Here is a 21,733-nt window from a genome sequence, read left to right on the forward strand (position 1 = left end):
GCTAGGGCGCAAGCCTGAGTTTGGCGTTAGCTTGAAGGCTATCCACATGGAAATTGTTCCGATATCCCCAGACCGGGAGATGCTAAAGCTCTTACAAGGCTGTGATCTGCCCGTTTCAGATATAGACTCATCTGATTCACTCTACTTCTATGGGTGTCATGGCGATGGAAAAGTCACCGGCGTTGTGGGCCTTGAAGTACACGGCAAAGTAGCGCTCATACGTTCCCTGGCTGTGTGCTCAAATCTGAGGAGATTTGGGGTTGGGGGCTTGTTAGTCCAGTTTGCAGAAAATATGGCGAGGAAAAAGGGAGTCGAATCTCTTTTCCTGCTTACCACAACAGCCAGCGAATTCTTTGAGCGGCTTGGCTATGAGTATTACCAGCGTGAAAATGCGCCTGAATCTATCAAAGCGACAGCTCAGTTCTCAGGCTTGTGCCCCGCAACCTCTAGCTTCATGGGAAAATCCTTGTGAAGCCAGCCAATCGCTCAAGTACTCCCCGGCCTGCGGCCTACACCGGACGCTCTTGTCGGTGCGTCACTTAGCTTTGCGTTGTTGAGCGCGTTCACCAAGGAAAAGAAAAATGGAGCTACTAGCGATTCAAGCAGCTCGACAAGAAAACCCGATTACAGAGAGAGCGGAGCTCTTATATCTCATTGCTTTCGCTCCAGCTGTCTTTTATAACCGAAAAACGTCTTCGCGGACGTCACTTCATACAGTCTTGAGCGTTTAGGCATGTCCAAACGTCTGGAGATACTCAGCCCCCATAGGTTCGCGACTTTTTGTATTGTCGTGCTGGAAGAGTCTGAGCGCCGTGGAGATGTGATCGAAGAGGATGAGCTCTACGACTTGGCTCTTGGATTAACCGGCGAGAACTCTCTGCAAGCAGAAGCGTTCTGTGTGCGGTTTCACGGTTTCATTGAGATGTCGTTTCGCCCTGAAGCAGAGAACTATGTGTCTAGTGATTCCGGTAAGATGATGTTTCATCCGGCTCTCTTTGAGGTGGCTGCTTGCGCTCGAACCAGAAAAAATGGTCGCTTCCCCGACAGACCATTCTTCAAACGAGTCGCTGAACTGGCAGCAGGTAAGTACCGTGATTTTGAATTTGACGCCGGATAGTGAAAGTTGGGCTCACATGTTTGAGGTGCTCATTGGGCGCCCGGCTGTGGCGCCAAATGTACTGTCAGGGTCGGATATGCAGTACCGCTGGCAACTGGCCGCGCAGAGGTCGCATAACTGATTGTCAGGAGGCACTGTGGAGTTCGAGGCACTATATTCTCTGTTCGCCGACGCCATACTCGTAACGCATGTAGCGTTCGCGATCTTTCTCGTGCTCGGGTTGATTCTTGTCTTCGTCGGAAAGTTTCAATCATGGCAGTGGGTCAGAAATCCGTGGTTTCGTGTCGCACATTTATCGGGAATTGGCGTGGTGGTCTTGCAAGCCTGGTTTGGTGTCATATGCCCACTGACAATTTGGGAAATGGATCTACGCGCGAAAGCGGGAGAGACTGTCTATGACGGGTCCTTTATAGTTCACTGGTTACACGAACTCTTATACTATCAAGCGCCAGCGTGGGTTTTCGCGATTTGTTACACCGTTTTTGCTGGGCTGGTGTTGGCCAGCTGGTTCCTGGTGCGGCCGCGAGCATTCTCGGCAGGATCGGAAAGAGGTGCCTCATGACAAGTACTGGCCGGCGCAACAACACATTGTGCTTTGGGACCAGAGCCAGGGCGCCAGGGCAATGGCTGAAGCCGGTGCCTCTACGGCTGGGCGGATTCAGATTATCGGTACGGGCAGTGAGCTCCCTTCGGCTAACGGGCACTCGTCCCGGTCGCACCGTTGCGGTCAGCATTAGGAGCCTTTCTCATCTTTGAAGTCACCATGATGCTCGCCCTGACAGCCGCCGCCGGCATCTGCATGCCGCTGGGCGCCGTGTTCCAGGTGCTCCAGCCGCAGGGGGCGATGATGGTCGGCAACCCGTCCGCGGCGGTGCTGTTCTTCCTGTTGGGCGGCGTGCTGTTTTTCGCGCTTGAGCGCAGCCTGGGGTTACGGCGTCACTGGGCTCCGCCGCTTGGCGCGGTTTTTGGTGTCGGCGTGTCCCTGCTGGCAGAACAATGGCTGAATGGTATCTGATGAGCATAAAACGAATACATCACATAAACTTCATCGTGGAAGACCTCGATGACGGTATTGCGCACTTCGAGAAGATCCTCGTTGGCCATGTATTCGAGAAAGATGAATTGCCTCAACGGGGAGTCGTTACCGCCAGGGCCAGGGTGGGAGAGCAATGGTTCGTCCTGGTCCAGCCCACTGATTTCGATCTGGCACCCGGCAGGCACCTGCGCGAGAAGGGGGAGGGGTTCTTTCTTATGTCGCTGGAAGTCGACAGCATGGAAGATGCGGTGCGGGATATGGAGCGCGAGGGTGTAACGTTCACCAGTGAGAGCGACCGCAAGGGGCTTCTGAACTGGTGGGTTCGGGACCTGAAGGAAAATCATACGTTTGGCGCGCAGCTTCAGCTCTGTGAAGAGCGGGATTGAGCGTGGTGGCCGGTACGGCTCAGCCGGACCGCGGATAGCTCTGTGAAAACAAGCTGTCATTGCGGGAATATAAAGATCGAAGTAGCCCCCTGACCAGGTCACATCCTGTGCGCTATTTCGATGGCAAGAGCATGCTGTGAGGGCCGCCTCATCTGCAACAGATCAGGCTGCGTAATGTCCTATAGGTAACAGCGAGCGCGTCTGGGCCCAGGCGCCGGGGCAATCATCAGGAGATCGAAATGAACGCAATGTCCATATTGAACCAGATCATGCAGCAGGCTACCGGCGGGCAGTCGACAAACCCCGGTGGCAATCCGGGCGGCAATGATGGGTTGAGCCAGCCAGGCTCGCAGTTCAGAGGCGCTCAGGGTTCGAGTGGCGGCGGGATTGATATGAAGAGCCTGCTGGGCGGTGGTGCCCTGGGCCTGCTGCTGGGTTCCAAGCGCGGTCGCAAGCTGGGTGGGAAAGCGCTCAAGTATGGTGCCGTGGCGGGGGTTGGGGCGCTGGCCTGGAAGGCCTACCAGAACTATCAGGGCAATGCCCAGCAGGGGACGCCAGTGCAGGGTGCTGCAGCCCAGCAGCAGGGTCAGCCGCTGGAACAGCTGCAGGGGCAGGCCCAGGAGCGGCGTGGCCTGGAGATCCTCCAGGCCATGATCATGGCGGCCCGTGCCGATGGTCACATTGATGGCAGCGAACGCGCCCTGCTGACGCAGGAAATTGAAAAACTGGGACCGGACGATGAGCTGCATGCCTGGATCCAGCAGCAGTTCGAGGCACCGCTGGATGCCACGGCATTGGCACGCGCCGCCGACTCCCCTCAGGCCCGCCGGGAGATCTACCTGGTGAGTGCGGCCGTCATTGATGAGCAGAACCCCATGGAGCGCGCCTGGCTGGACCAGCTTGGTACCGCGCTCGAACTCGAGCCGTTAATGGCCCGGGAGCTAGATCGCCAACTGCTGGGTAATGGCTGAAACTGCCGCCTGCGGGGCCTGGTGAAACTACCCCGCTACTGGTTCCTGTTCCTGTCGCTGTGTGTTGCGGCCCTGCTGGCTTCACTGTGGCTGCGGGCCGGCACCGGTGCGGCACCGTTCGCCCTGCTGGAGGTGCTGACGGCACGGCTCGATGACTGGCGGCGAAGCTCTTCGAGTGTTGATCCAGACCACCCGGGCAGCTTCGGAGAAACGTTGTCTTCGGCTCCCTACCAGACCCCGGTGTCTTCCGTGTTTGACCACACGCTGGAAGACCAGCAGGCCTGTGCGCGGCCGCGAGCAAAGTCACGTCGGGACACGGAGCGCCAGGTCTTCTACCGTTGGGTCGATGACAGCGGGCGAACGCACATGGCGGACCAGCCCCCGCAGGGACGTATAGCGACCGTGCTGGATCTCGGGCGTTCGAAGCAGGATTTCAGCTACGAAATAGTTGCCGAAGGCGTCACCTTGCCGCAGAACTTCGAAGGGCAAGTCGCCGCCGGATCGAAGCGGATCTACGATATCTGGCACTTCTTCCTCGGCGAACAGCGCCTGCGGCAGTCACGCATTCGCCTGCTGATGGTCGGTGACCCCGCACGCTTTGACGCCTACTACGGCCCCATACCCATCGGACGGGGCCCGGTTCAGGGCTTCTACCGGATGAGCAACAACCAGGCGGTGGTGAAGGCGAGTTCCACCGATCGGGCCCGGAATCTGGCGGTAGCCTTCCACGAAGTCTCCCATCTGATAACGGCGAGTCACCTGGGCCCGACGCCGCCCTGGCTGACCGAGGGTCTTGCCGAGTATTTCGAAACACTTGAGGTCCGGGACCAGGCCGGGTTTGTCCACATAAACGAAGCGCACATGGCGCTGCTGCGCAGCACGTCATTGCCGTCGCTTGCGGAATATTTCTCGATTGACCGGGAGGCATTCTATGGTCCCGACCGCAGCCGGAACTATGCCATCGCCTGGTCACTGACGCACTTTTTGCTTGAGGATGCCCCGGGGATGTATGCGCTGCAGCGCGTGATCCAGCAGGCAGAAGCCCGCTTTTGTCAGCCTTTTTCTGCCGTCGCCGAACTGGATGCCGCCTACCCCGGTGGACTGCCGCGGCTGGAGCAGGACTGGCGGCAATGGCTTGGGCGCAGCGCCAGTCGGGCAAGCTTGCACTAACTGGGCTACGCTCCAGGGGTAGAAGCGCCTGGCGACAACCGCCAATGGTCGCCGCAAACGGCGCCAATCCGCAACTCAAGGAGCCTGTTATGCGCGTAGCAAAAGACGACATTCCTGTCCGCATTGATGTCCCCGGTGCCACCGCCCGACAACAAAGCGACTCCGGCGACGTGTCCCGGTACGGCTGGCAGGTCAGTCAGTAACGCATGTCCTGACATCAAGGTCGGCCCACGCTGATATACTCCGCTACTGGGGGAACTCCATGGAACTGCTCGCCATCGCTGCATTCGCCTTTCTGGCAACTCATCTGGGAGTCTCCAGCACCCCGTTGCGGGGTTTGCTGGTCAGCGCCCTGGGAGAGGGGCTTTACCAGGGGCTCTATTCCCTGGTGGCCGTGGTGGCACTGGGTCTGATGATCTACGCCTACGCATCGGTACCGCACCACGATTATCTCTGGTATCCCTCGCGGGAGCTGCACCTGGCCGCTTCTGGCCTGATGCTGGTTTCCTCGGTATTGCTGGCGATGGGCCTGCTGTCGAAGAATCCCACCTCGGTGGGCATGACCTCGGCCGTCAGGCGGGAGACCGCGGGCATTTTCCGCATCACCCGGCACCCTGTGCAGTGGGCCTTCCTGCTGTGGGCCATCGCCCACGGACTGGCCAATGGCGATGTCGCCACGCTCATTCTCGCCGGGACCATCGGTCTGGTCAGCGGCCTGGGCATGCTCGCCATTGACGCCCGGCGACGCCGCGGCGCAGATGCCGACTGGCAGGCTTTCTACCAGACCACCTCGGCTATCCCCTTTGCCGCACTTGCCAGCGGCCGCGCCCGGCTGGCATTGGGGGACCTCAACTGGGTCGCCTTTGCTGCCGGTCTGGTTCTGTACGCGGCTTTCTACTGGTTCCACGGTACCATTGCCGCAGTACCGCTGCGCTGAAACCGCGGGGATGACAATTACCGGATTCGATGCGCTGGTGTGTCCGCTGGACGGCGACCGCCTGCAGCGCCACGATGCCAGCTGGCGCTGCTCCGCCGGCCACAACTTTGACATTGCCCGCCAGGGTTACGTACATCTGCTGCCGGTACAGAACAAGCGCTCCCGTGATCCCGGCGACAGCCGCGAGATGGTGGCTGCGCGGACGCGCTTTCTGCAGGCGGGGTTTTACCAGGCCCTGGCGGCAGCGGTGGCGCGGGCGGCACTGGAGGATCTGCCCGCCGACGCGCCGGCGAGCTGCCTGGACGCGGGCTGTGGCGAGGGCTACTACCTGCGCCAGCTCGCCGTAGCCGCGAGGTTCGGGCAGCCACTGGCACTGCTTGGACTGGATATTTCCAAATGGGCGGTGCTGGCCGCCGCAAGAGCCGATCCGCGCCCGACCTGGGTGGTGGCCAGTAACGCGCGGCTGCCGGTGCCGGCGCAGAGTATGGACAGAGTGCTGTGTCTGTTCGGTTTCCCGGCCTACCCGGAGTTCGCCCGGGTGCTGAAGCCCGGAGGCCGGCTCCTGCTGCTGGACCCGGGGCCGGCGCACCTGCAGGAATTGCGGGAGCTCATCTACCCGGAGCTGAAGCCGGTGAATCTCGAACCGACTCCGGTCCCCGAGGGATTCAGGCGGCTGCGCGAGGAGTCCATCACCTATCCGCTGGTGCTGCAGGATGAGCAGGCGATCACCGATCTGCTGGCAATGACGCCGCACCTGTACCGGGCCGGCGTTGCAGGCAGGGCGCGGGTCCAGGCCCTGACGCGACTGGCGTTGACAGTGGACGCGAGGCTGAGCCACCTTGTACTTGAGAGCAGGAGCTAACCATGTCGAGTCCCGATCCCGGAACTGGCCCGCTGCCCGGGAATGCCCCGGAGTGTCCACTTTGCGGTCGTCCCGATAACTGCGCGCTGGGTTTCGACGTGGCCGGCGTAAGCCGGGAAAGCTGAGCGGGCAGCGGTGGCCCGTTCCTGTTAAAATGCGGCACTTTCCCAGCGCAGCAACAGGACAACAACACCATGGCCGACGTCATCACCGTCCCGGTTTCCTTCGGCGAGGTTCTCGACAAGATCACCATCCTCGAAATCAAGTCCGAGCGCATCGCCGATCCCGCCAAGCTGAAGAATGTACGCCTGGAGCTGGCGGAACTTGGCCGGACCTGGGATGAGGCAGTGCCTGACCAGGCGGCGATCGCGGAGCTGCGCCGGCAGTTGAAGGCAGTGAATGAATCCCTGTGGGTGATCGAGGACGATATCCGCGACCAGGAAGCGGCGCAGGATTTCGGGCCGCGCTTCATCGAGCTGGCGCGGGCGGTGTATGTCACCAACGACCAGCGCGCGAAGCTGAAGAAGGATATCAACCTGGCCCTGGGTTCGCGCTTCGTGGAAGAGAAATCCTACCAGGACTACACGTCCAAGCAGACCCGCTAGTCGGGGACGCCTAGTCGGGGACGCCCACCAGCCCGGCCGTCGTTCCGCGCGGCCACCCAGCGATCCAGCATGGCGCAGGCATCGGCCACGGTAATCAGGTCCATCGCGCCGGGGAATTCCGCCTTTGCTCCCCAGCGTGCCTCAGCCACTGTCTTGCCGGTAAACTGCTGTAGCGCCTGGGGGTACCGGTTCACGCACCAGTCCAGTGAATTGTAGGGGCCAGAGCGCAGTGGGTTGCTGGCAGCGTACAGTCCCAGTACATCGGTGCCCACGGCGCTGGCAATGTGAGCGGGACCGGTATCGGGGGCCACCAGCAGGTCGGCATGGGTGAGCAGGGCAGTCAGCTGCTTGAGAGTGTCCTGGCCACAAAGGTTGAGAGCGGGCTCCGTCATCGCCGCCGCAATCGCCGCACACATGTCCTGTTCTGCTTGCGCCGGGCTGCCCACCAGTAGCACCTGCATGTTGTACTGGCGCACCGCGTGGTCGGCCAATGCCGCGTAGCGTTCCGCTTGCCAGTTGCGCAGTGCGTGGCTGGCGCAGGGACTGATCACCAGGTTGCGGCGGGCCGGGTCCAGATGGCGGTGGGCGAAATCGTGGTCGGCGTCAGCGAGCGGAATCGTCCACACCGGCGCCGCCGCTGCCAGCCCCAACGGTTCCAGGAAGCTGGCGAGGCAGTCGCGCACATGCTGGCTCGGGGTGGCGGCAATACTGCGATTGATGAACAGCTGGTGCAGGTCCTTGCTGCGGGCGCGGTCGTAGCCAACCTTGATCCTCGCCGAAATGACGGCGGCGGCCAGGTTGGCGCGCAGCGCCACCTGCATGTGCAGCAGGGCGTCGAAGCGCCGCCCTCGCAGTTGCCGGCGCAGCTCCCGGTACCCCCGCCAGCCCGCCTTCTTGTCGAAAACGATGAACTCGACCCCGGCCAGGTCACCTATCAGCTTGTGCTCGACCTTGCCGATTATCCAGGTAATGGCAATGTCGGGCTGCTGTTCCTGCAGGCTCAGCACCACCGGGATGACGTGGGTGATATCGCCGATGGCGGAGAGGCGGAGAATGCAGAGGGAATTGAGCAAGCGGCCTTCCAGTATGGCCTCTTGATTCTGGCTGGAGGCCGAGTGGTGATCGTTGGTACACTGCGCCTATTCTAGCCATTTCCCGCCAGAATTGCTGTCCCAATCCGGGAAAGTATCGCATGGAGTGACACTGGTCGCATGCATTCAAAAAAGGATTCGCTGCTCAAACGGTTGCACAGTCTGACGATCTCTCCGGATCGCTGTGCTTCCAAGTGGGCCGGGCGGTACTGGCAGGATGCGGAGTCTGACCGGGTAGTTGCCTGCACCGGGTGTCGCAGCTTCCAGCCCGGCACCCAGCGCTGTGGCATTCGTTTCGGTACTCCCCTGAGGAAATGCGTCGTCTCCAGTATCGAGGCGCACTTCCATAACTGTGCTGGCCAGGAGGCGCTGGAAATTGGCTACGGCCGTTTCAAGCTCGCCCGCAATCTGATTGTGCGCTGTGGCGGTCGCTGGACCGGCGTGGACCCAAGGCATTCTCCGGGCAGCGAGGTCCGTCTGGGGCAGGGTGGCTACGGCCACGCCAGTCACCTGCCCTTCGCTGACGACACGTTTGATACCGTGTTTGGAGTGCAGTCCATTGAGCATTGGGGGCAACGCGCGAACGGTGTGCGGGAACCCGCATCCTACGAAGACTGTCTTGCGGAAATCTGGCGCGTCCTCAAGCCGAACGGGCGCATCTATTTCGACGCGCCCGTTCACTTCCATGGTAACGAGATGTTTATCATGGGTGATCTGGAGCGCGTGCGGGGGCAGTTGCCCGAGGATCGATGGGGCGATGTCACTCTCGAACGCTGGCGCGAGGATTACGCTCCCCTGGAGCGCTACGAGCCCTCGGAGACAGAGTTCAAGGACTGGCCCGTGGAGCTGGTCAGCTACCCGGAAGCAGAGATCGCCCACGCCAGGGCCACCGGTGTCGTCTGGCTGCTGGTGATTACGGCCACGAAACGGCACTCTCAAGCGGATAGTTTGGCAAGCTCTTGAGCAATGGTGTCGAGACAGCGGTACTGACCAGGAACTCTGCCCTGTTGTTCAATCCGGCGTTTGCAGGCGTTACCTCAGCCTGGCTTACGCCTGGATTCTGGGGTGAGGGCGTGCGAGCGGTCGCAACTGGCGGTCGTGGGGGTGCCTGGTTTATTACCGCGCCGCAGGGCGAGTTCGTGTTGCGCGAGTACCTGCGCGGTGGCCTCGTCGCCCGCCTGTCCCGTGCCAGTTATCTGTTTACCGGGTTCCGCCGCACCCGTTCCCTGCGCGAGTTCCGGCTGCTTCAGCGTCTGCGCGAGCAGGGTCTTCCGGTACCGGAACCGGTCGCGGCGCTGGCAACGCGCAAGGGTTTGCTGACCTATGGTGCCGCTATCCTGCTCCGGCGGATAACCGAGGCGGTGCCGTTGCCGGAATCGCCTTCCCTGCTGGAGCCGTCGCTCTGGGAGAGTGTCGGCAGGGTACTTGGGCGGTTTCATGCGGTGGGGCTGGATCATGTCGATCTGAACTGCGACAACCTGCTGCACGCATCAGATGGCATCTGGCTGATCGACTTCGATCGCTGTCGCCTGCGAGCACCCGCGCGGCGCTGGCAGCAGGCCAATCTTGCAAGGCTGCGTCGTTCCGTGGCCAAGCGCTGCGGGCGACTGTCCCGGTCGCAGCAAGATGCGCTCTGGGCGGCGCTGCTCAGCGGTTACCGGGAAGCTCAATGAAAGCAAAACAGAGGCGAGAGAGCGTATGAAGGTGCTGGTTACCGGTGTCGCCGGATTCATTGGCTGCGAAACCGCATTGCGCCTATTGGCCCAAGGTCATGAAGTCGCCGGTATCGACAATCTGAATGATTACTACGACGTCAGCCTTAAACGGGCCCGGCTGGCACGGCTGCAGGGACGGGCCGGCTACAGTGAGGCGTTGTTCTGTCTCTCCGATGAGGCGCGCTTGCGTGAGTGGTTCGCCCACTATCGCCCGGATGCGGTGGTGCACCTGGCGGCCCAGGCCGGTGTGCGCTATTCCCTGACACACCCCCAGGCCTACATCACCTCAAACCTGGTGGCATTCGGCAATATCCTGGAGTGCTGCCGCCATTTTCCGGTCGAGCATCTGGTCTACGCCAGCAGCAGTTCCGTGTACGGCAGCAATGCGCGTCAGCCGTTCAGCGTCAGCCACGGGGTGGACCATCCGGTGTCCCTGTATGCGGCGACCAAGAAGGCCAATGAGCTGATGGCCCACTCCTACAGTCACCTGTACCAGCTGCCGACCACCGGGTTGCGCTTTTTCACGGTTTACGGCCCCTGGGGGCGTCCGGACATGGCGCCGATGATTTTCTGCCGCAAGATTCTCGCCGGAGAGCCCCTGGAGGTATTCAATCACGGCCAGCATCGCCGCGACTTTACCTTTATTGACGATATTGTTGCCGGCATTCTGGGGGTAATCGCGCTGCCGCCTCGCCCGAATCCGGACTGGGACCCTGTGGTGGCTGATCCGGCCACCTCCAGCGCTCCCTACCGGGTGTTCAATATTGGTTGCGAGCAGCCAGTGCACTTGCTGGAATTCATTGAGCTGCTGGAGCGTCGGCTGGGCCGTGAAGCCCGGAAAATCATGTTGCCCATGCAGCCTGGCGATGTGGCGGAAACCTACGCCGATGTCAGCGCCCTGCGTGACGTCACAGGGTATGCGCCGCGTGTCTCCATCGCCGAGGGCGTGACCCGGTTTGTGGACTGGTATCTCGACTTTTACGGCGCGGACGCCAACCGCTCCTGATACCAGGCGAGGGTATTGGTGGCAGTCTGCTCGGCGTTGAAATCCCGGGCGATGTGCTCCCGCGCGGCCGCGACCCGGCGCAGGGTGCTGTCGCGGTCCAGCAGTGCCGTAGTGACGGCTGCGGCAAGCGCCTGCGCGTTGCGCGGTTCCACCAGCAGGCCGGTCTCGCCGTCCAGCACCAGTTCCCGGGTGCCGCCGGTATCGGTCGCCACCACCGGAGTGTTCACGCACATGGCCTCGATAACCACGCGCGGCAGACCTTCTCCGCTCTCTGAAGGCGAAATCAGCAGATCCGACGCGCGCAAAATGTTGGTGACGTCGTTGCGGTAGCCGGTAAAGTGCACCCGCTCGGGGTGCCGACAGCGCGCGCTGCGCGCACGCACGGCCTCGTTGCGATCGACCGAGCCAATCATGAGCAAGTGACAATTCAGTTCCGTCGGCAGTGCGTCGAAAGCGTCGAGAAGAGTCACTGAACCTTTTTTTGCACTGTTGCGGCTGATGCAGCAGAGCGTTGTGGCACCCTCAGGCACACCGAACTCACCGAGTGCCGCGGGCTCCACCTCATACCAGGCCAGCTCATGGCCCTTGTGGATCGTCTTCACCTTTTCCGGAGGCAAGTGCCACCACAGCAGGCGTACCGACAGCAGCGCCTCGCGAATGGCCTCGGCCACGCACATGATGCCGTCCAGTCTGGGGTTGAGGAAGGTCATCCACGCTTCCGGCTTGCCGTAGCTGACACCGGTAGTGACGCCGCGATAGGCGAGCAGGCGGGCGCGGTGGCGCCGGGCGGCCCGCAGCATGCAGGTTACTGCCCGCGAGTTGAAGGCGTGCACGATATCGTAGTCACCGCTGTAGACGGTCTCCCGAATCAGATCGGTGGCGTGGCGGTCGAAGCGGCTCCGAATCCGCAGTGGCACGACCGCAAGGCCCGCCTCCAGCAGCAGGCCGTGATGCCGTCCCTCGGGATTGCTTATCACCGAGAGGTGCTCCACACGCTGTGCCAGGCGGATGAACAGCTCGGTCTCGGCGCGGTCGGCGCAATCAGTGATACAGAGAACTTTCATGGTGCCGCATCCTTTGTCGGCGTTGGAATCCGCGGGAGTACCTGCGTTATAGTAGCGGCGCGGCTGGCGGCCCCGGTGGGTCCGCGTTCGCCATGATGGCCACGCAGATCGACGAGAGTATACACAATGATTGCATCGGCACGAGGCCAACACCTGCTGGCTGGCCTGGCGGTCGCCGGTTTTGCGGGGTCTCTGGTCTACTCCAGTCTGTTGTCGGCGGCGGTGGCCCTGCTCGCCGGCGCCGCATCCTTGCCCGAGCTGCGCAGGCAGCTCTACGCCAGCGGCTGGGATCGTCCTCGCGAGCTGCGCCTGCTGCATTTTGCCTGCTGGTTCCCGGTGCTGGTGTACGTGCTGGCCTGGGTCGACTCCGGGTTCGACTATCGGGCCTTGAAAGAGCTTGACGGCCCCGCCCGCCTGCTGCTGTTCTGGCCGCTGGTACTGGCCCTGAGCTGGTCCGGGCTGGGGGCCCGGGGACTGTTCACCGGCTTTGCGCTGATGGCCCTGGGCGCCGGCCTGCACACCGCAGCCAGTCTTTACCTCGCGCCACCGCCGGTGCCGGGAGAGCCGCTGCGCGCCGGGCTGTGGATCAATCCCATCACCCTGGGCAATCTTGCATTGCTGGCCGCGGCGGTGCTGTTGTCCGCCGCGCTCTGTTGGCAGCGGCTGCAACAGCCGCGCCGGGTGTGGCTGGCACTGGGTCTTGCAGCCCTGGCACTTGCAGCCGCGCTGCTGACCCAGACAAGGAACAATCTGCTGGCACTGCCGCTGCTATTTGTGGTGCTGTCGCTGCAGCTGTCTGGCCGCCAGCGCCTTCTCGTGCTGTTGGCGGGCGGCATGCTGCTGCTGCTGGCAATTGCCGGCAGTCACCGCTTTCTCGGTACCCTGGCCGGCTTGCAGCTGGGCGAGCTCGATGTGCAAATGGCATCGCGCCTGGCAGTCTGGGATATCGCCTGGGCCCAATTTTCCAGCCACCCGTGGACTGGCAGCGGGCTGAACGGCTATCACGCCGCGGTGCAGGCCGCGGTCGCGGCGGGAGAGCTTGCACAACCCGCGTTCGTGCTCGATTGCTGTGCGGGTCACGCCCACAACGATCTCCTGCAAAGCCTTGCCACGCGGGGTGTGGCGGGTGGCCTGGGCTGGCTGCTGTTGATCGCGGTGCCGATCGTCGTGTTTGCCCGCTACCTGCGTGCCGCCGAGCCGGCGGTGGCCTTTGTTGCCGCGGTGGGGGTATTGCTGCCGGTGGGCTATGCCGTCTTCGGGCTTACCGAGGCCGTGTTCTCCCGCACTGTGTTTGTCACCTTTTTCCTGCTGACCCTGGCGGCGTGTGGTGCCGCGCTCGTGCTCGAGCTGCAGCGTGCCTGCAACCGGCGTCGTGCAGTGAGCGTGTCGGCGATTGTGATTACCCGGGATGAAGAAGAGCATATCGGCGCTTGCCTGGCGTCGGTGGCCGCCGTCGCCGATGAAGTCATTGTGCTGGACAGCGGCAGTACCGACAACACAGTAGCCATTGCCCGCCAGTACACCAACAAGGTGGTGGAGACCGACTGGCCCGGCTTCGGAATCCAGAAGCAGCGCGCTCTGGAGCGCGCGACCGGTGACTGGGTGCTGTCCATTGATGCGGACGAACGGGTGAGTCCTGGTCTCGCAGCAGAGATCAACCATGTGCTCGCCGCCCCGGATGCCGACGCCTATTGCCTGCCCTGGGCCGTGACGATCTACGGCAGCCGGCTGGATTTCGGGCGCAGCGGGCGCGCTCCCCTGAGGCTGTTCCGGCGGGATGGGGTGCGTTTTTCCGAGGCGCTGGTGCACGAGAAGATCCTGCTGCCGGAAGGGCGGCGGGTGCGCACCCTGCGCGGCAGGTTGCTGCACTTCACTCACCGCGACTTCGGGCACGCCCTGCAGAAAGGCGCGCAGTACGCCTGGCTGGGCGCGCGCGAGAAGCATCGGCAGGGCAAGCATGTGCGCTCCCTGGTCTACCCGACGCTGCGCGGCGTGCTGACCTTCGTTCATGTCTACCTGGTGCGCCTGGGGTTCCTCGACGGGCAGGTCGGTTATCTCTCGGCGGTGCTGTACGCGCAGGTGAGTTTCAACAAGTACGCGGGCCTCTGGACCCGGGATCGACCCCGCTACGGTGCCGACTGAGCCGTGGCCCGCAGGGCCTTGTGCAGGCGCCGGCGCATCTTCAGTTTGCGCCACAGATTCAGTGGCTTGCGCCGCGGTGCAGGCCCCGCTGCCAGTACGTCATCCACCGCATCCAGGATCCGTTCACTGGCCCGGCCATCGGTGAACTCATGCAGTTCGCGGCACAGGGCGCGAGCCGCCTCCAATTGTTCCGCTGGACGTTCGAGGGCGCGAGCCAGCGCCGGTTCCACGGCATCGACGTTTTCCACGTCCAGTAGCCAGGGGCCGGCCATGCGGCTGCGGTAGGTCACCACCGGGCGGTCGAGGAACATGAACTCGAACATGATGGAGGAGGTGTCGCAGAGCATCACATCCGCCTCCGCCAGCAGCGGCAGCAGGTCTGTGTTGCTGTCGATATAGCGCAGGTTGGGACCGCCCAGTGCCCGGTAGCGGGCGACCACGTCCGGATCCATTTTCGGGTGCAGGGTGACCAGGAAGCGCCATTTCCCGCTCTCCGCGAGCCTGGCGATAACGCCTTCCAGCACCGGTGCCGAGGTGATGGCCCGGCTGAAGGTGGAGGCATAGAACACCACCGGCGGCTCATCGCCCTGGCGCACCCTGGGGCCCGCAGGCGCCCCCGCCGCAAACAGCGGGTCGAGCTTGGGCCAGCCGGTCCTGGCGACCCGGAAATGGCCGTGTCTGGCAGCCAGTGCCGCGAATTTCGCCGTGTCTGTCGCGGCATGGGTGCAGTACAGGTCGAACCAGCCGCGGATGGTATAGTGGTCGCTCTCGGCTTCACTGGCGTGACCGCGCTTGTTGCGGGCCAGGCCGTGAAAGACTTCCACTTTGATCCCCGGCAGGAAATGCGGCACCCAGTCCCCGGGCACGAACGTGGCGACTGCGGGGTAGGCGCGGGCCTCGGCCAGCGTTGTCAGCAGCCGTTCATCGGCCCTCAGCGGCGCCGTGCTGCAGCCGGCCACAAACCATGCGGCCTCGTCACCCCGACGCCGGATCTCGGCCTGCAGCGGGCGCAGGATCGAGTAGGCATAAGGCTGGTTGACAAAAAACAGGTAGCGGCGCATGCGGGTGTCCGGGGTCCCGGGTCAGGAAGCGCAGAGTCTAGCACAGGGGCTCACTGGGGCCGCTCGCGGTACGGGTTGGGCTGGCCGGGCGGGCGGTGGCGGAAGCGCTTGTACTCCCACTGGTACTGCTCCGGGGCCTCGCGCACGCAGGCCTCCACCGAACGGTTGAGCGCGCTGGTTGCGACCGCCGGGTCCGGGTCGGCAATACCGTCCTCGCAGCGGCGCACCAGCAGGCGGAAGCCGCGGCTGTCGGGCAGGCGCTGGCACCAGGTCATCAGCGGTACCGCGGCGGACTTTTGCAGCAGTTTGGACACCAGGGTCATGGTGCGCACTTCCATGCCAAAGAACGGCGCATAGGCACTGCCCGCCGAGCGCGGGCTCTGGTCCGGCAGGATGCCCGCCACCTCGCCTTCGCGCAGCATGCCGATCAGGCGGGCGAGGCCGCGGCGGTCACCGGGAACGTACTCGGTGCCCTGGCGGCCGCGCTGGGCAGTCATGTAGTCCTCGAAGCCGGGCAGGGAGGGCGGGCTGTACAGTGCGGCCATGCGGTAGCGAGAGGAAAAATACAGGCCGCACAGTTCCCAGTTGCCGAGGTGGGGAGCCAGCAGCAGCAGGCCCTTGCCGCTGGCCCGGGCCTCCGCCAGCAGCTCCTCGCCATCGATCTCGCAGATCAGGTCCAGGCAGCGCTGCACCGGCCATTCCCAGATCAGGGGAATCTCCAGCGCGACCTGGCCGGTGTGGCGGAGGCTTGCGCGCGCCAGCTGCCGGCGCTGCGCGCTATCGAGCTCCGGGAACGCGATCGCCAGGTTGGTCTCGGTCACCTGCCGCGAGCGGTTGGGAAACCGGCTGAGCAGGCCACCCAGTGCGGCACCGATACGCTGGGCGGTGGCAAGGCTGAGCTTGCTGACGAGCCGGATCAGGCCGATGAGAAGTCGAGCGCGGGATAGTGCCATGGTCTGGACAGGGCTCCGGGTGGATGTCAGGGGCAAGAAACTACCATCAGCGCAGGGCCAACGCTATGGGTCGCTGCGGTAGAAGTCGGGGTCCTCCGGCGCGGGACGGGTCTTGAAGCGTCGGTGCATCCACAGGTACTGGTCCGGGTGGCGCCGGACCTCGCGTTCGATGGTCGCATTCACCAGGGTCGCGTCCGCCAGGTCGTCACCCGAGGGGAAATCGTCCAGCGGTGCCCCGAAGTGGATGTCATAGCCCAGCGCGTCGCTGCGCCGGAAGTGGCTGAAGGGCAGCACCGCGCAACCGCTGTGCTCGGCAATGCGCGAGGTGGCGGTGATCGAGGCGGTGGCAATGCCGAAGAACGGTGCAAACACAATTCCCTTGCGACCGTAGTCCTGGTCGGTCGCATACCAGACCGTGCGGTTCTCCCGCAGCCGCCGCAGCAGGCCGCGCAAATCCCTGGCCGACAGGGCAACCCCGTAGTGACGCTCCCGGGCCCGGGTCATGACGGCGTTCAGTAGCCCGTTGTTGTGGTCGCGTTGCATCACGTCGGCCTCGATGAAACAGGTCACCAGGGTGCCGCAGAGATCCAGCGAACTGTAGTGGCCGCCCAGGGCGAGGATGCCCTTGCCCCGCTGCAGGGCCGCCTCCACGTGCTCCAGACCGTGCACGCGGGTATGGCGGAGAAAGTGCTCCGGCTTGCGGAACCAGGCCAGGCCGAGTTCCAGGATGCCGATGCCGTTGGAATGGAAGGCGCGACGCACCAGGGCGCGCTGCTCGGGGGCACTCAGTTCCGGGAAACACAACCGTATATTCACTTCGGCGATGTGGCGCCGGCGCGGAATCAGGCGCCAGGCCAGTTCACCCACGCCCTTGCCCAGCCACCACTGGGCCCGCAGGGGCAGCTGCGCCAGCAGCCACATCAACCCGAGCAGCAGCCAGGTTGACCACCAGCGCGGGTGCAGATAGCTGCTGTAGCGGGTGTCGCGGGCTTGTTTCCGGCGTTTGCTCACGTTGCGGGGCACTCACTTCGGTCCTGGTTCAGGGTGTGAGTTTACCAGCCCGCCCGCGGCCAGCGGCAATACTTCGGCAGCGGCATGCTGCGGCTTTCGGTAGAATGCGTCGTGACCCCGTTGCCGGAATTGCCATGTTGCGCCTGATTTACTCTCTGCTGTTTCGCCTGGCACTGCCCTTCGTGCTGCTGCAGCTGTGGTGGTCGGGGCGCGGCAATCCGGGGATTCGCAATGACTGGCGGCAGCGGCTGGGCTATCTGCAGCCCTCGCCACGGCCTGTGATCTGGGTGCACGCGGTTTCGGTGGGGGAAACCATCGCCGCCGCACCCCTGGTCAACGCCCTGCTCAGGCACTATCCGGACCAGCCGGTCCTGATGACCGCGATGACCGCCACCGGAGCCGCCCGGGCGCGCGCCCTGTTCGGCGACCGGGTGCAAGTGGCGTTCTCGCCCTACGATACGCCGGGCTCGGTGCGCCGCTTCCTCGACCGGGTGCGGCCTGTGGCGCTGGTGATCCTGGAGACCGAGCTGTGGCCGAACATGATCGCCCTGACCCGGGCTCGCGACATTCCGATCATGCTGGTCAATGCGCGGCTGTCAGAGCGTTCTGCGCGCGGCTACCAGCGTATTGGCGCCCTGGTCCGGCCGATGCTGGCAAGCCTGGACTGGGTTGCGGCCCAGGCCGGGGAGGATGCCCGCCGCTTTGTCGATATTGGTGCATCACCACAAGCTGTTACCGTGACCGGCAGTATCAAGTTTGATGTCGAAATTGATGCGGAGCTGCGCCTGGCAGCGGCTGCCTTGCGCGCTTCCCTCGGCGGCCGCCGTCCGGTATGGATTGCCGCCAGTACCCACGACGGCGAGGACAGTCAGGTGCTGGCCGCCCACCGCGTGGTGCAGGTACAGTATCCGGACGCGCTGCTGGTGCTGGTGCCGCGCCACCCCGAGCGCTTCGAGCAGGTGGCCGATGAAGTGACGGTGGCCGGCTTCCGGCTGGCGCGACGCTCCCGAGGCGAAGACGCGCAGCGGTCCGACGTCTATCTCGGTGATACCATGGGCGAGTTGCTGCTGCTCTACGGGGCGGCTGACCTCGCCTTTGTGGCCGGCTCCCTGATAGAGCGTGGCGGTCACAATCCGCTGGAGCCGGCGGCCTGGGCCCTGCCGGTGATCACCGGGCCGCAGGTATTCAATTTTGAGGTTATCTACGAGGCGCTGCGGGCAGGCAACGGGCTGCTCAGGGTCGTCGACAGCGACAGTCTGGCCCGCGCGGTGCTGTCACTGCTGGCGGATGAGCAGCGACGCGAGCAGACCGGGCGCAATGCGCTGGCAATTGTGGCGGCAAATCGGGGTGTGCTGGAAAGCGTGTTGACCGAGCTGGTCGCCCGCCTGCCGCGCCAGGGCGGTGTGCCGCTAGAGGCTGCCCAGTAGCGCGTCGCGCAGGGCCGGGCGGCTGGTGTCCGGCGACAGCCAGATGGCGACGAAGTGCTCACCGAAATCCCGGTCCTCCATCATGCCCAGTTTCTCGCCATTGAAGTAGAAAGTGCTGCGATTGTCCGCGTCCAGCTCCAGGGCGATGACGTCGTTCTTGCCCACGTCCGGCCACAGCTCGGTCAACTGCGCCAGCCAGGCGTCGCGGCGTTCGTGGGTCACCTGCAGGTGGTCCCATTCGGCGCCGGTCTGCTTTACCAGCGCCTCGGCGGTGATGTTGCGCAGGTACTCTATTTCCAGCCGCAGGGGGCGCTGGTCGGGTTGGTAGCGGCCGTCTGCCGTGTACAGGCGCGAGTCGTATACCGAGAAGAACATGACGTTGAGGCGCGCCTCCCCGACCATTTGCAGCGAAGTCGCCGCCATGGCGGTAGTGGCCAGCAGGCCGAATGCGAGACTAGCGAGGTAGCGGGTCATGACTCTCAACCTCCGTGGAATTGAACAAACGCCGTTGCAGGTAGTATAGCGCCGGCAGCAGCAGTGACCAGATCAGGGCCATGATCAGCAAGCTCTGCCACAGGGGCCAGCCGAATTCCACCGCGCCCAGGCGAGAGCCGGCAAAGTAGTTGAAAGGAAACACCAGGCCGCCGGCAAGCGCGGTCAGCCAGGGTCGGGCGCCGAGGAAGGCCAGGCTGCGACCGGGGGTGGTGGCGAAGGCCAGCCACAGGCAGGCCAGCCAGCCCGGCATCAGCACGCCGCCCTGAAACTGGAACACGCCGATCACGCTGAGGCCGGTGTCGACGGCTATGCCGATGCCGCCGAGCAGGGCCAGCTGCCGCATCTCCAGGCGCCGCTGTGGCACCAGCAGCAAGTGCAGGCCGATCAGGCCCAGGCTGACGGCAAGCAGGTCATCGCGGCCCAATACCGTGCAGAACCAGGTGCTCTGGAACCAGAGGGCATTGAACCACGCCTTCTCGCTGAGTTGCCGGGAGAAGGACAGGGGGCTGGCGGCACTTTCAACAAGTGGTGGCGGCATCCTGGTAAGACCTCGGAAAAGGGTCTTTGTTACGGATCGCGGCCGGGGCCGGATCAGGCGGCCTCTCAGCTACCGTGGGCGCCGAGGTAGTGCGAACTCAGGGACGGCGGCGTATCCAGGGTTTCATTGATCTCGTAGAGGCGCTCGTAGCGGGTCTCCCGGATCAGCCAGCGGCCGTCGACCTTCAGGTAGCGGTCCCAGTACAGGGCGGTGCCGGTGGTGAGGGCGTTGTGTTCCAGCAGCCACATGTTGTCTGCCAGGTACCAGATCCCCGTGGCTTCGGTGTCGCTGAGCATCTGGATCTCGGGCTGGTGGCCGTTGTGGTGGCCGACGGAGCGCCTGGTGAAAGACTTGCCGATATTGGCCAGATAGTCGGCCTTGCCGTTGACCTTCCACTCGTAGGTGCCACCGATGAAGTGCACCTCGACGTCGTCGTGGAACAGGGGGCCGAGCTCGTCCAGGTTGGCGGTGTCTATGCAGCGGAAATAGGCGTGCTTGAGCTGCTTGATGGCCTCCATGTCCATCAGCCGCTGGATGTCCTTGCGCAGACCTTCGATGTCTGTGCCGGTAGCCTCCAGCGGCAGTCCGTCGCGGATTCCCATGGTGGTCTTGTTCAATTGCTGCCGCTGTGTCGTCATTGTTCGCACCCTCCAGACTGTTATTCATCCGCAGTGTAAGGGGCGTATGGGCAGGGGGTCATCCGCCGGGGGCTGAATAGTTAGGCTCGCCGCCGGAACTGTTGCAGCCTGGGCCGGGTTCAGCGCCGGCGATGCTTCTCGGCACTGCGGATCACGCCTTCCCCGAACAGCAGGGTCACGATGACGCCGATCAGCACCGGCCACTGGACGCCACCCACCGGCGTGTAGACGAACAGAACGATGGACAGCGCCAGAACCGTAAAGCAGGCCCAGGCACAGAGCCGGGCCAGGGGCATGCCGCCGGGAATCCGGTAGGGCCGATGGTGCAGCGGATCCGTGCGCCGCAGTTTCAGGAAAGTCAGCAGCATGCCGAGGTAGGGCAGCAGGAAGATGACCGCGCTGAATGTGAACAGGGACCAGAACAGGTCTTCGTTGGACAGTGCCAGGAACCCGTACAGCAGCAGCACGACGGTGCTGACGATTCCCATCAGTACCGCGGCGCCGATCGGGGTGCCCAGGGATTTGTTCTCGAAGGCAAAGATGCGGGGCAGTTCGCCCTCCAGCGCCGCCTCGGCCGCCGCCCGGTTGCAGCCCAGGGCCCAGGTGACACCATTGGAGAAGAAGGTATACAGGGCGCCGACGCCGAGCACGGTCACGAACACGGTGCCGGCCGGGCTGCCGCCAAAGAACAGCTGCAGGGTGTCGATCAGGCCCTCCACCAGGTTGATGTCGGCGGCGGGAAGTGCCGCCAGCACCGCCATGGTGCCGCAGACATACAGCACCAGGATGATGACCCCGGAGATCAGGATGGAGCGCGGCACATCCCTGGCCGGGTTACGCATTTCCTCGCTGCCGGCACTCACCAGCTCGAACCCGAGCATGCCGTAGATGATCGCCGGAATGTAGTGGATGCTATTGCTCCAGTCCGGTGTCAGGGTTTCCAGGGTCAGCGGATTGGCCATGCCGTGATCCTGCACGTGGATGATCGCGCCGACAATAATGGCGATAAAAATCAATACCTTGAGAATGGCGCCCAGGTTGGGGATCCACTTGCCGACCTCCAGCGTGACCACGTTGACCAGGACCGCCAGCCAGGTCAGGGTGATACCGATGGCGATCTGCCAGCCGAGGTTGAGATCCGGGAAGAACATCTGCTTGAAGACACCGGCGAAGAGAATGAAGATTGCCGGCATCCACACCGCGGTATTGACCCAGTAGCACCAGGTGGCCCGGGCCCCCCAGCGACCGCCGTAGGCATCCCGGATCCAGGCGTAGATCCCGCCCTGCTCCGGGTAGGCGCAACCCATTTCGGCGCAGATAAGGGCAAAGGGGACAAAGAAAACCAGTCCCAGCAGCAGCCACCAGAAGACGCTGGGGGCGCCGACCGAGGCGGCGGCGGTCAGGGTATCCAGCAGCAGGATGGCGGAGACCGTGAACAGCACCATGTCGCGCTGGCGCAGTGTCCTGGTATGCACGATCTGCTCGCTCATTGCAGTAGCCCTCTGGCG

Annotated in this window: 24 protein-coding genes; 15 read left to right on the forward strand and 9 right to left on the reverse strand. The window is 63.7% G+C overall.

Features of this window, described 5'->3' with window-relative positions:
• Window positions 1-46 precede the first annotated feature (46 nt).
• The 10 genes from arsN2 (at window position 47) to RLO07_RS11100 (ending at window position 7,084) form a co-directional block, all read left to right on the forward strand.
• Window positions 47-472, forward strand: coding sequence for an arsenic resistance N-acetyltransferase ArsN2 (arsN2, locus tag RLO07_RS11055; protein WP_462292203.1), 426 nt, complete (start codon window positions 47-49; stop codon window positions 470-472).
• A 261-nt stretch (window positions 473-733) separates the two neighbouring features.
• On the forward strand, window positions 734-1,117 hold the full coding sequence (locus tag RLO07_RS11060) for a hypothetical protein (RefSeq protein ID WP_462292204.1): 384 nt from the start codon (window positions 734-736) through the stop codon (window positions 1,115-1,117).
• A gap of 136 nt (window positions 1,118-1,253) precedes the next feature.
• Window positions 1,254-1,679 carry a DUF2784 domain-containing protein gene (locus RLO07_RS11065; RefSeq protein WP_462292205.1) on the forward strand — a complete coding sequence of 142 codons (426 nt, stop codon included), beginning with the start codon at window positions 1,254-1,256 and terminating at the stop codon, window positions 1,677-1,679.
• Window positions 1,680-1,880: 201 nt separating this feature from the next.
• The gene (locus tag RLO07_RS11070; protein ID WP_462292206.1) at window positions 1,881-2,132 is read left to right on the forward strand and encodes a hypothetical protein; all 252 of its coding nucleotides are present in this window, start codon (window positions 1,881-1,883) and stop codon (window positions 2,130-2,132) included.
• Window positions 2,132-2,539 (forward strand): VOC family protein, encoded by a 408-nt coding sequence (locus tag RLO07_RS11075; protein ID WP_462292207.1) that lies wholly within the window; start codon window positions 2,132-2,134, stop codon window positions 2,537-2,539. The genes RLO07_RS11070 and RLO07_RS11075 overlap by 1 nt, the downstream gene beginning before the upstream one ends.
• Window positions 2,540-2,778: 239 nt before the next feature.
• Entirely contained in the window at window positions 2,779-3,510 is a 732-nt protein-coding gene (locus RLO07_RS11080) for a tellurite resistance TerB family protein (protein WP_462292208.1), read from the forward strand.
• 21 nt (window positions 3,511-3,531) lie between these two features.
• The gene (locus RLO07_RS11085) at window positions 3,532-4,680 is read left to right on the forward strand and encodes a DUF1570 domain-containing protein (protein WP_462292209.1); all 1,149 of its coding nucleotides are present in this window, start codon (window positions 3,532-3,534) and stop codon (window positions 4,678-4,680) included.
• Between the two features lie 262 nt (window positions 4,681-4,942).
• A complete protein-coding gene (locus RLO07_RS11090; protein WP_462292210.1) occupies window positions 4,943-5,617 on the forward strand; it encodes an NnrU family protein in 675 nt (224 codons plus the stop codon).
• 10 nt (window positions 5,618-5,627) lie between these two features.
• On the forward strand, window positions 5,628-6,479 hold the full coding sequence (locus RLO07_RS11095; RefSeq protein ID WP_462292211.1) for a putative RNA methyltransferase: 852 nt from the start codon (window positions 5,628-5,630) through the stop codon (window positions 6,477-6,479).
• 194 nt (window positions 6,480-6,673) lie between these two features.
• Window positions 6,674-7,084 (forward strand): DUF6165 family protein, encoded by a 411-nt coding sequence (locus RLO07_RS11100; RefSeq protein WP_462292212.1) that lies wholly within the window; start codon window positions 6,674-6,676, stop codon window positions 7,082-7,084.
• Here the strand turns inward: RLO07_RS11100 and RLO07_RS11105 are convergent.
• The gene (locus RLO07_RS11105; RefSeq protein ID WP_462292213.1) at window positions 7,081-8,157 is read right to left on the reverse strand and encodes a glycosyltransferase family 9 protein; all 1,077 of its coding nucleotides are present in this window, start codon (window positions 8,155-8,157) and stop codon (window positions 7,081-7,083) included. The two genes, RLO07_RS11100 and RLO07_RS11105, sit on opposite strands and share 4 nt — an antisense overlap.
• A 138-nt stretch (window positions 8,158-8,295) precedes the next feature.
• Between RLO07_RS11105 and RLO07_RS11110 the strand changes: the two genes are divergently transcribed.
• From RLO07_RS11110 to RLO07_RS11120, 3 genes are read left to right on the forward strand one after another with little or no spacing between them, the layout of a single operon-like run.
• Window positions 8,296-9,138, forward strand: coding sequence for a class I SAM-dependent methyltransferase (locus tag RLO07_RS11110; protein ID WP_462292214.1), 843 nt, complete (start codon window positions 8,296-8,298; stop codon window positions 9,136-9,138).
• Window positions 9,139-9,182: 44 nt separating this feature from the next.
• The gene (locus RLO07_RS11115) at window positions 9,183-9,848 is read left to right on the forward strand and encodes a 3-deoxy-D-manno-octulosonic acid kinase (protein ID WP_462292215.1); all 666 of its coding nucleotides are present in this window, start codon (window positions 9,183-9,185) and stop codon (window positions 9,846-9,848) included.
• A 25-nt stretch (window positions 9,849-9,873) separates the two neighbouring features.
• The gene (locus tag RLO07_RS11120) at window positions 9,874-10,896 is read left to right on the forward strand and encodes an NAD-dependent epimerase (protein WP_462292216.1); all 1,023 of its coding nucleotides are present in this window, start codon (window positions 9,874-9,876) and stop codon (window positions 10,894-10,896) included.
• On the opposite strand, the gene RLO07_RS11125 is transcribed toward RLO07_RS11120, so the two are convergent.
• The gene (locus RLO07_RS11125) at window positions 10,869-11,960 is read right to left on the reverse strand and encodes a glycosyltransferase family 4 protein (RefSeq protein WP_462292217.1); all 1,092 of its coding nucleotides are present in this window, start codon (window positions 11,958-11,960) and stop codon (window positions 10,869-10,871) included. The two genes, RLO07_RS11120 and RLO07_RS11125, sit on opposite strands and share 28 nt — an antisense overlap.
• Window positions 11,961-12,086: 126 nt before the next feature.
• On the opposite strand from RLO07_RS11125, the gene RLO07_RS11130 reads away from it, so the two are divergent.
• On the forward strand, window positions 12,087-14,102 hold the full coding sequence (locus RLO07_RS11130) for a glycosyltransferase (RefSeq protein ID WP_462292218.1): 2,016 nt from the start codon (window positions 12,087-12,089) through the stop codon (window positions 14,100-14,102).
• On the opposite strand, the gene RLO07_RS11135 is transcribed toward RLO07_RS11130, so the two are convergent.
• The 3 genes from RLO07_RS11135 to lpxL form a co-directional block, all read right to left on the reverse strand.
• Window positions 14,087-15,163, reverse strand: a complete 1,077-nt coding sequence (locus tag RLO07_RS11135) for a CDP-glycerol glycerophosphotransferase family protein (protein WP_462292219.1) — start codon at window positions 15,161-15,163, stop codon at window positions 14,087-14,089. The genes RLO07_RS11130 and RLO07_RS11135 overlap by 16 nt on opposite strands.
• Before the next feature lie 50 nt (window positions 15,164-15,213).
• Entirely contained in the window at window positions 15,214-16,116 is a 903-nt protein-coding gene (locus tag RLO07_RS11140) for a lysophospholipid acyltransferase family protein (protein ID WP_462292220.1), read from the reverse strand.
• Between the two features lie 63 nt (window positions 16,117-16,179).
• Window positions 16,180-17,127, reverse strand: coding sequence for an LpxL/LpxP family Kdo(2)-lipid IV(A) lauroyl/palmitoleoyl acyltransferase (gene lpxL, locus RLO07_RS11145; RefSeq protein ID WP_462292221.1), 948 nt, complete (start codon window positions 17,125-17,127; stop codon window positions 16,180-16,182).
• Window positions 17,128-17,261: 134 nt separating this feature from the next.
• On the opposite strand from lpxL, the gene waaA reads away from it, so the two are divergent.
• Entirely contained in the window at window positions 17,262-18,554 is a 1,293-nt protein-coding gene (waaA, locus tag RLO07_RS11150) for a lipid IV(A) 3-deoxy-D-manno-octulosonic acid transferase (RefSeq protein ID WP_462292222.1), read from the forward strand.
• Here waaA and RLO07_RS11155 read toward each other — a convergent pair.
• The 4 genes from RLO07_RS11155 to RLO07_RS11170 form a co-directional block, all read right to left on the reverse strand.
• Entirely contained in the window at window positions 18,537-19,028 is a 492-nt protein-coding gene (locus RLO07_RS11155) for a chalcone isomerase family protein (protein ID WP_462292223.1), read from the reverse strand. The genes waaA and RLO07_RS11155 overlap by 18 nt on opposite strands.
• A complete protein-coding gene (locus tag RLO07_RS11160) occupies window positions 19,009-19,587 on the reverse strand; it encodes a DUF2878 domain-containing protein (protein WP_462292224.1) in 579 nt (192 codons plus the stop codon). Before RLO07_RS11160 ends, RLO07_RS11155 begins: the two co-directional genes overlap by 20 nt.
• Window positions 19,588-19,652: 65 nt before the next feature.
• Window positions 19,653-20,225 (reverse strand): nuclear transport factor 2 family protein, encoded by a 573-nt coding sequence (locus RLO07_RS11165; RefSeq protein WP_462292225.1) that lies wholly within the window; start codon window positions 20,223-20,225, stop codon window positions 19,653-19,655.
• 119 nt (window positions 20,226-20,344) lie between these two features.
• Window positions 20,345-21,715: an APC family permease gene (locus tag RLO07_RS11170; RefSeq protein WP_462292226.1), complete on the reverse strand. Its 1,371-nt coding sequence runs from the start codon at window positions 21,713-21,715 to the stop codon at window positions 20,345-20,347.
• Window positions 21,716-21,733: the final 18 nt, after the last annotated feature.

This window comes from Haliea sp., from assembly GCF_040221975.1.
Taxonomy (GTDB): Bacteria; Pseudomonadota; Gammaproteobacteria; order Pseudomonadales; family Halieaceae; genus Haliea.

Bases quoted from the DNA above. Each gene is read 5' to 3' on its own strand.
- RLO07_RS11120 (WP_462292216.1), top strand. From the start codon at position 9,874: ATGAAGGTGCTGGTTACCGGTGTCGCCGGATTCATTGGCTGCGAAACC.
- RLO07_RS11110 (WP_462292214.1), top strand. From the start codon at position 8,296: ATGCATTCAAAAAAGGATTCGCTGCTCAAACGGTTGCACAGTCTGACG.
- RLO07_RS11135 (WP_462292219.1), bottom strand. From the start codon at position 15,163: ATGCGCCGCTACCTGTTTTTTGTCAACCAGCCTTATGCCTACTCGATC.
- RLO07_RS11080 (WP_462292208.1), top strand. From the start codon at position 2,779: ATGAACGCAATGTCCATATTGAACCAGATCATGCAGCAGGCTACCGGC.
- RLO07_RS11060 (WP_462292204.1), top strand. From the start codon at position 734: ATGTCCAAACGTCTGGAGATACTCAGCCCCCATAGGTTCGCGACTTTT.
- RLO07_RS11090 (WP_462292210.1), top strand. From the start codon at position 4,943: ATGGAACTGCTCGCCATCGCTGCATTCGCCTTTCTGGCAACTCATCTG.
- RLO07_RS11095 (WP_462292211.1), top strand. From the start codon at position 5,628: ATGACAATTACCGGATTCGATGCGCTGGTGTGTCCGCTGGACGGCGAC.
- RLO07_RS11160 (WP_462292224.1), bottom strand. From the start codon at position 19,587: ATGCCGCCACCACTTGTTGAAAGTGCCGCCAGCCCCCTGTCCTTCTCC.
- RLO07_RS11165 (WP_462292225.1), bottom strand. From the start codon at position 20,225: ATGACGACACAGCGGCAGCAATTGAACAAGACCACCATGGGAATCCGC.
- RLO07_RS11140 (WP_462292220.1), bottom strand. From the start codon at position 16,116: ATGGCACTATCCCGCGCTCGACTTCTCATCGGCCTGATCCGGCTCGTC.
- RLO07_RS11130 (WP_462292218.1), top strand. From the start codon at position 12,087: ATGATTGCATCGGCACGAGGCCAACACCTGCTGGCTGGCCTGGCGGTC.
- RLO07_RS11100 (WP_462292212.1), top strand. From the start codon at position 6,674: ATGGCCGACGTCATCACCGTCCCGGTTTCCTTCGGCGAGGTTCTCGAC.
- RLO07_RS11155 (WP_462292223.1), bottom strand. From the start codon at position 19,028: ATGACCCGCTACCTCGCTAGTCTCGCATTCGGCCTGCTGGCCACTACC.
- RLO07_RS11125 (WP_462292217.1), bottom strand. From the start codon at position 11,960: ATGAAAGTTCTCTGTATCACTGATTGCGCCGACCGCGCCGAGACCGAG.
- RLO07_RS11170 (WP_462292226.1), bottom strand. From the start codon at position 21,715: ATGAGCGAGCAGATCGTGCATACCAGGACACTGCGCCAGCGCGACATG.
- arsN2 (WP_462292203.1), top strand. From the start codon at position 47: ATGGAAATTGTTCCGATATCCCCAGACCGGGAGATGCTAAAGCTCTTA.
- waaA (WP_462292222.1), top strand. From the start codon at position 17,262: ATGTTGCGCCTGATTTACTCTCTGCTGTTTCGCCTGGCACTGCCCTTC.
- RLO07_RS11075 (WP_462292207.1), top strand. From the start codon at position 2,132: ATGAGCATAAAACGAATACATCACATAAACTTCATCGTGGAAGACCTC.
- RLO07_RS11070 (WP_462292206.1), top strand. From the start codon at position 1,881: ATGATGCTCGCCCTGACAGCCGCCGCCGGCATCTGCATGCCGCTGGGC.